At 59.0% G+C, this 8,250-nt stretch carries 3 protein-coding genes; all 3 read left to right on the top strand.

Annotated elements, in window-relative coordinates:
- Positions 1–5 precede the first annotated feature (5 nt).
- From AWB74_RS38630 to AWB74_RS38640, 3 genes are read left to right on the top strand one after another with little or no spacing between them, the layout of a single operon-like run.
- Positions 6–3,863, top strand: a complete 3,858-nt coding sequence (locus tag AWB74_RS38630) for an SNF2-related protein (protein WP_061151853.1) — start codon at positions 6–8, stop codon at positions 3,861–3,863.
- Positions 3,864–3,889: 26 nt separating this feature from the next.
- Complete coding sequence (locus AWB74_RS38635) at positions 3,890–6,433, top strand: AAA family ATPase (RefSeq protein WP_143749423.1); 2,544 nt, start codon at positions 3,890–3,892, stop codon at positions 6,431–6,433.
- On the top strand, positions 6,430–7,740 hold the full coding sequence (locus AWB74_RS38640; protein ID WP_061151855.1) for an McrC family protein: 1,311 nt from the start codon (positions 6,430–6,432) through the stop codon (positions 7,738–7,740). The genes AWB74_RS38635 and AWB74_RS38640 overlap by 4 nt, the downstream gene beginning before the upstream one ends.
- The last annotated feature ends 510 nt before the right edge of the window (positions 7,741–8,250 follow it).

Here is an 8,250-nt window from a genome sequence, read left to right on the forward strand (position 1 = left end):
GAGCGATGGCTTTTCTCGACATCTTCAAACGCAAATCGAAGTCCGAAGACATCGGTCCGGACTTGCGCCCGGAATGGACAGGCGAAGGCATCAGTTTCAGGGTTGCGCCGGCTCTGTCCGAGGCCACGGTCGAAGCGTTCCAATCGAGAGTTTATGACGTCGCAGCCGATGAGTTCGTCATCGCGCATCATCTGCTGCAGATGGTGGAGGCCGGCCGCGCACGACTGAATGTCGACAGCGTCGTGATTGCATGGACCGACCACTATCGGCTCGCCAACTCGCCAGATCATGACACGCTGTTCGCGAACATCGGCTTACCGGAAGAAGCGGCATTCCAGCCGGTCATCGACTGTCATGGCACGCTCTCCGACACGGACTTCGATCCGTTCGTCTCCGAATGGGAGCGAGCAGGACGCGTCGTGCGTTCGTCGGCGCAAGCTGGTGCGATCTTCGTCGTTGACGGCCAGGCATCGCTTTTACCTGAAAGAGCGTGGGCACTCGTAGAGGCGCTCAATGTCTTTCGCCATCGACCTGATACGCAGCGAAGCCAGCACGACAACGAACTGGGCTGGGGCACAATCCGCACACTCGCCGATGCCGCGAGCGCACTGTATGCAAGCCAATATCTGGCGACCACACACGTGGTAACACCCGACAAGCTACGCCTGCTCATCGACAAGGACGACACACCGTTTGGCCGCGTCCAGACTGTCACGCCGACTTTCGACGGTGCCCCCGAAGGCTGGATTCGCGCCTTCGATCGGCTGTCGAAAGTGCAGCCGCACTATGACTTCACAAGCGGCACGCAAGGTCGCGTCAGGGTCGTGCTGTCGGAACCTGTGCGCAAGGTGCTCGGCGCGATCAAGCGGGCGATGCCCGGCAGACGGGTCGCCGGCGTCGAAGCCGAAAGGCTTCTACACAATCCGTGGGCGGTACTCGGCGATAGCGCCGGCGAAGTCATAGATGAAGACGATTTCGTGCGCGAGAAAGCATCGCTCGGCGCGTTGAGCACTGTCTTTTCGGTCCAGAGCAGAATGTCCGATGGGCGCATTGAGAGCGTCGAACTGGTGGTGACCGAGCACTTTGCGGACGGTGCGGCAAGAACGTCCGCGTCTGTCTTCGAAAGCTCCCTGGAACTGGCAGAGTTCGCTGCGTCGCTTGAAGATGCGCTGAAACTCGAACGCGAGCAGTTTCCATGGAACGAGTTCGATCTCACCATCGATGCAGAAGCGACGCAACAGTTTGAACTGGCTCAACATTTGCTCGTTCTGTGGCGTAATCAAAGCGACGGCCGGATCGATTTCGAAGACATCTATTTGCTGGATGGATATAGCGAACGAATCACTGGCATCGGTGTAGCCAAGCCGGTCTACGTGCCAGCGATGCAAAGCGCATCGCAACGCGAAGACAGCGACGGCTGGCTGCCTTCCGAACTTACGCCGATGATTTCCGTCACGCTGGCGGGCCAAGATGGCTCGGTCATGATTCCGCTCACTACCGACTGGGTCAAGGACTTCGAGGAGAAGGTCAGCCTCGCGCAAAGCGAAGGACGCGCCGAAGTCACGGACGCAGCCTTGCCGACCGCAATCGAGACGAAACAGGCACGGCAACTTGTCGATTCGCTCACCGCGATGATCGACGCCGGCAACAAAGTCAAAGTCGAGCAGGGGGACACCGACCGGCAGACGCGAAAGAACAAGGAAAGCCTGCTCGTCAAAACGAACTTCAATGAGATCGACTACCAGGAGCAACGCCGCAGCTTGCTCAGCCTGCCGCTCGATCGGGTCGCTGTGCTGCCGGGTACGCTGCGGCCCGGCATCGAGCTGAAGAAGCACCAATTGCATGGTGTCACATGGTTCCAGAATCTCGTGTCGCACAGCCCCGCCGATTGTCGGGGCGCACTGCTCGCAGATGACATGGGACTGGGCAAGACGCTGCAACTGCTGACGCTGCTGGGATGGTTTTACGAAGCGCATCCCGATGGAAAGCCGTCGCTGGTGGTCGCGCCGAAGAGTCTCCTGCAGAACTGGTCGAACGAAATCGAGCGCTTCTTCAATCCCTCGTATCCGCCTCATCTCGTGTTGCATGGCGAGGCGCTTCGCCACCGCAAACAGCCTGTCGCCCTGATCGACGAACAATTGCAGACGCGTGGCATTACGGACTTGCTTCGCCCGGACTGGATCGGCGTGAACAAGATCGTCATCACGACCTACGAGGCGCTGACGGGATACGAATTCACGTTCGCGCGACAGGAATTCGCGTTCGTCATTTGCGATGAAGCGCAGCGCATCAAGACACCCGGCACACGTGTGACGCTCGCGGCCAAGAAGCTCAAAGCGAACTTCAGAATTTGTTGCACGGGCACGCCGGTCGAAAATTCGCTGGCGGATCTTTGGTGCCTGTTCGACTTCGTGCAGCCCGGGCTGCTAGGTGCGCTGGAAACGTTCGGCAAGATGTATCGTCGGCCGATCGAGTGTCAGACGCATGAACAGAGAGCCGCGCTGGACGAATTGCAGGCGCTCATTGCACCGCAGACCTTGCGTCGCACGAAGGAAGAGATCGCGAGCGAACTGACCCGGAAGCATTTTGTCCTCCAGGCATTGAACGATGCGGCATCGACTTTGAGCGCGGCGCCTCTGGAAAACGAAAGGCTGGAGATCCGGTTGTCAGATCATCAGCACGCGCTGTACAAGAACGGCCTGCAAAAGCTTCAGGATGCAGCAGCCGAACGCGACGCACGGCGCCGCGCCACGCTTTCGTTCGGCGCGCTCCATCACATGAAGGCCGTGTGCGCGGAGCCGTATTGCCTGCCGGGCAACAAGTTCGTGCCGGACAAGCGCGGTCTTGAGGCGCACCTCGACAATTCGCCGAAGATGCAATGGCTGCTTAACGAACTCGGGCGTGTCGAGCGATGCGCGGAGAAGGCGATCGTCTTCACCGAGCTGCGCGAGGTGCAGACGGCGCTGTCGTATTTCATTCATGAGCGCTTCCGCATTAAGCCGTTCGTCGTCAACGGCGACACGCAGGGACGGCAGGGCATCATCGATCGGTTTTCGGCGTCGCGCGGCTTCAATGTCATTATTCTGTCGACGCTTGCGGCGGGAGCAGGACTCAATGTCACGGCGGCCAATCACGTCTTTCACTTCACGCGCGCGTGGAACGCCGCGAAGGAAAATCAGGCAACCGATCGCGCCTATCGCATCGGACAGCAGAAAGATGTGTTCGTCTATTGCCCCACGGTCGTCGCCGATTTCCCGACCTTCGAGCTGCGCCTCGACCAAATGCTTAAGCGCAAGGGCAAACTCGCCGGCACGACGATGAGCGGCTCTTCCATGGAGCAGATGCTCAATGGCAGTCCCGACGACATCAAGGTCTCCGACTTGTTACGCGACGTATCGGACGGCGAAGCGTCTCATAGGCGGCCGCAACCGGTGACGCTGGATGACGTCGTCAGGCTCGATGGTTCCGCATTCGAGTATTTCTGCCGGCTGCTGTGGGAAAAGCAAGGGTACGTTGCGTCTGTCACCAAAAAGAGTGGCGGTGACGGTGGCATCGACATCGTTGCGCTGAGGGGCAATGAAGGCGAGTTGCTGCAATGCAAATCGTCGTTGAGTGCCGGAATAGGCTGGGACGCGATCAAGGAAGTGTCGGCAGGGGCGGCGGGCTACCAAAACGCCTATAAAAACACGACGTTTCGCCGGGTGTGCGTGACGAACCAGCGCTTCAACACCGGCGCCCATGAGCAGGCGCGAATGAACCGGGTGCGTTTGGTCGAGCGGGAACAGATCGAAGGGCTATTGGCAAAGCATCCCGTTTATGCGGATGAGTTGGATGATCAGATCATCTTCGGGATTGGCGTGTGACGGAACCGGAGCAGGTGGAGAAAGTCTTGAATAGCAATGAAGCGCTTGAAGTCGTCGAAAATTATATTAACAGCGGCAAGGTGATGCGTTTCAGTCCGCCCGGTCGAGCATCGAAGGCGATCATTTATCGCACTGTGGCTGGACGATGCTTTGCCGTCGAACTGAATGAGGCCAGCGCGCGTCGAACAAAGCTGGTGTTCGAGGCGTCACCTGGCGGTGTGTCGGTGGACTGGAATGCAACCGCCGCTGAGTTCCAGGTCGAAACCGATCACTACCAGTTCAAAAGTACGGCGTATTCGCTGAAGGGCGCCAATCTCGAACCCGGCAAGCAGATATCGGTGTACGTCGAGAATGAAGAGACGCTACGAGCTTTGGTCGACTGGTACGCAGAGACGGCGGCGTCCGCAACGCCCGAAAGGCGACTCGATCGCGCGGCCGTCGAAGCGGCGATGGATATGTTCGACAAGCTGGGACCCGACGGATTCAAGGCTGAGTATCCTCAATTCAACGAGCCGAAGAATTACTGGGTCCGACCGTCCCGGTCCAGGCCGTTCTCACGCTATCCCAGCAAATTGATCGCGGCGATTGCGCTTGGCGTACGCACGCTCAACGGTGGCCTGGCGGCGCGTGATACCGCGGCGTCGTTGCTTCACAATACCGGCTACATCATCGTCGACGGGGACGATAGGCCTGAGCCTGTGCCCGCATCGCAATATCCTCATCTCATCTCTGGCGCAGAACGAATCCGCGCATGCGCCTTCGTCAATTACATCGCCCCGGCACAGGATCGCGGCGATGCGAGCGTCATGATCGTCGCTGGCAAACTTCATAACGAGTTAGGCTTGTCCAACGCCTGGGCCAACGTTTGCCAAGCCCTGCGTGGACCGAAATTTCTTGACCTTGTGTCAGTCCCAACACCAGACCAGAGCGGACCAGATGCGAGTACCACGACCACCTTCACCTATCGTCTCAAGGAGCGAGCAAGCACGATGTCTCAGCTAGCGCAGTCGGCAACCAACCTGATCCTTTATGGCCCCCCGGGCACCGGCAAGACCTACGAGACCGTGATGGAAGCCGTGCGGCTCTGCCTGGGGGAAGCGCGGGCCACTCCGTTGTTTGCCGTCGACCGCCGCGACGATCTGATGAAGGAATACCGGAAGCTTACCGAGGCCGGACGAATCGACTTCATCACCTTCCACCAGTCCTACTCCTACGAGGACTTCGTCGAAGGCTTGCGGCCAACCACGGATGCGATGGACGTCCCGCTGGCGCAGCAGGAAGAGGGCGCGACTGTCGCGCCGGTATCTGGCGGATTCAGGCTGTGCAGCGTAGATCGGATTTTCAAGCTCATCTGCGACCGGGCGCGACTGGATCGCGGTGACGAGCCCGATGACAGGCATCTGGACCGTCATCGCCCCGTCTTCAAGATTGCGCTCGGGCGCAAAGGACAAGACGAAAAGCAGATCGCCGACGGCCTCGCTAACAATCTCATACATTTGGGATGGGGCAGCGATGTCGACTGGTCGGAAGAGCGTTTCGACAACTTCGAAGAGATTCGCCGTGAATGGAATACGACGAAAGATCCTAACGCATCCGGCAAGGACCCGAACATCGAGATGACGTATTCGTTCCGGTCAGCAATGCAGATCGGCGACTATGTCGTCCTGTCGGACGGCCGCGATACCTTTCGTGCATTCGGGATCGTTACCGGTGAATATTTTTACGATACATCGGCCCGCTATCATCCACATCGGCGCAAAGTGAAGTGGATCTGGCAAAGCCCGGCGGGCGCCGACCGCGACATCTTTTATAAGAATTTGTTTCGACGTCAATCGGTGTACCAGTTACGCCCCGGCTTGATCCAGTGGGATGCGCTGGAGAGCATCGTGTGCGGTGAAGACGCGTCGCGTCAGACGCCAGAGTCCCGGCCTTATGTGCTCATCATCGACGAGATCAATCGCGCGAATATCTCCAAAGTATTTGGCGAACTGATTACTTTGCTCGAACCTGACAAGCGTCTGGGCGAAGTCAACGAACTGAAGGTCAAGCTGCCGTATTCCGATGGTCCGCCGTTCGGCGTGCCGGCCAATCTCCACATCATCGGGACGATGAACACCGCCGACCGCTCGATCGCCCTGCTCGACACGGCCTTGCGGCGCCGGTTCCAGTTCCGCGAACTGATGCCGAAGCCCTCGCTGTTGGGGACGGTCGGTGACATTGACCTAGCCGAATTGCTGAAGGCTATCAACGCGCGCATCGAATATTTGTTCGACCGCGAGCATCAGATCGGGCATGCCTATCTCATGAACTGCGAATCGCGCGAGGCTGTCGAGAACGCTATGCGCCACAGAGTGATTCCGCTCCTTGCAGAGTACTTTTACGAGGATTGGGGCAAGGTCGCCGCTGTGCTGGGCGATGCCGACGAGGGCGATGGCGATCGCGAGGGCGGGTTCCTGAATCGCAAGAAACTGGTCCCGCCAAAAGGCATGGGCATGGACGGAGATGCGCCGGCGCGGTTCCGCTGGACCGTGCGGGAAAAGTTCGACTTTTCGAGAATCGTAAGAGGATGATCCGCCGAACCATCCTGGAATGGGAAAAGATCGAGTACGGCGAAGATGCGCAGGATCCCACGACCCTACCCAGACATCTAGCCGATCGCATCGCAGCGGTGGCCGCCGCTTCGCCACTGGCCGGACGTGGCGTCGGTGTGCTGGAGCATGGCGCCAAGGCGCTGCGCGCGCACCGCGTCGTCGGCATGCTCGCGGCAGACGGTTGCTCGCTCGAGATCCTTCCCAAGATCGACATCCCGGGCGAGCCCGAGGATAGCAGGGCGGGAAGTATCCGGCGTCGACTGGTTCATATGCTGGCGATCGCGCTCGACATGAAGATCGACGTAGGGCAGATCATAGCACTTGATTGGCAGCACAAAACGCTGCTCGAAATTCTCATCCGCGTTTTCAGCGAAAAACTGATCAACGCCGTCCGGCAAGGCATGCCGCGTCGATACGTTACGCATGAGGACGATCTGTCCACCTTACGGGGACGCTTGGATATCACGAGGCAATTCACCGCGCTGGCGGCCGATCCGTCCCGGCTGGCGTGCCGGTTCGATGCGCTTTCGCCGGATATCGCTCTCAATCAGATCATGAAGGCGGCGATCGCACGGCTGACGCGCGTCGCAAGATCAGCCGATAACCAGCGCCGGCTTCAGGAATTGAACTTCGTGTACGCCGAGATTTCTGCTGTTCCGGTTTCGGCGTTGAGTTGGGACAAGGTCGTCCTGGATCGCACCAATGCTCGCTGGCGCGAACTTTTGAACCTCGCCAGACTGCTTCTGGGCGAGCGGTTTCAGACGACCTCGGCGGGAGAGGCCGAGGGCTTTTCCTTGCTTTTCGAGATGAACACCTTGTTCGAGGAATACGTCGCGCGCATGATTCGCCGTGCGCTTTCGCATTCGGACCAGCGTTTGCACGTCGTCACTCAGGGAGGCAGGCTGTATTGCCTCGAAACTGACAGCGGAGGACTCTTCCAGACCAAGCCCGACATTCTGATCAAGCGCGACAGCCAGGTCGTTCAGGTTATCGATACCAAATGGAAGCGCCTGGCCTCGCGTCTCAGTGATAAAAAGCAAGGCGTCTCGCAAGCTGACGTCTACCAGATGATGGCGTACGGACGTCTCTATAACTGCCCTCGCTTGACACTTTTGTATCCGCATCATGTCGGCCTGGCAGGGGAAGAAGGGGTGCAGACGTCGCATCGCGTCTCGGGCTGCGATCACTGGCTGGAAGCCGCTACGATCGACGTGGCGAGAGCGGAGGGGATCGGGGCGCGGCTATGCAGCTTTGTCGGCATGACCTCGTCATCCGTCCTGCGATGAGAGGTCCGCCGCGTGAATCGCGTTACTCACCTCGCAACCGCGCAATCACCTCCGAAAGCCGCGCAGTTGTTGTGCATCGAAAGTTGAACCACGTGTTCAACTTCCTGTGTGGACGCCAAGCAGAAAAGCGGAGTGGCAATCGTGAGCGGTTGGCCAAGATTCTGCTGATGCATTTCCGCACCGGTGTCCAATCAGCGCAGAGAATGCGGGGGATGCTTCTTTTCACAGGCGTCGCACGAAGCTGAACGGTCATCACCAATCGTCGTGGCGCAGTTCCAGCACAGAAAGCTGGGACGGTCCGCGCTCCGGACCGTCCCAGCTCTGGCAATGCTCGCCGGTGAGCGAACGCTACCGTTGGCGTTCGTCAGAAGGCCACTGTTAGTGCGCAGTCAGTGGTCTGAAATCCGTCCGGATGTATTCCCCGACGCATGATGTGTAGTGGACTAGACTAAATCTGACAGTGGTCGGTTTTCTCGTGCGGGCGCGCGTTGACGCGGAGGGCGTTTAGCC

Origin of the sequence: Caballeronia arvi (genome assembly GCF_001544695.2) — a bacterium.
Taxonomy (GTDB): domain Bacteria; phylum Pseudomonadota; class Gammaproteobacteria; order Burkholderiales; family Burkholderiaceae; genus Caballeronia; species Caballeronia arvi.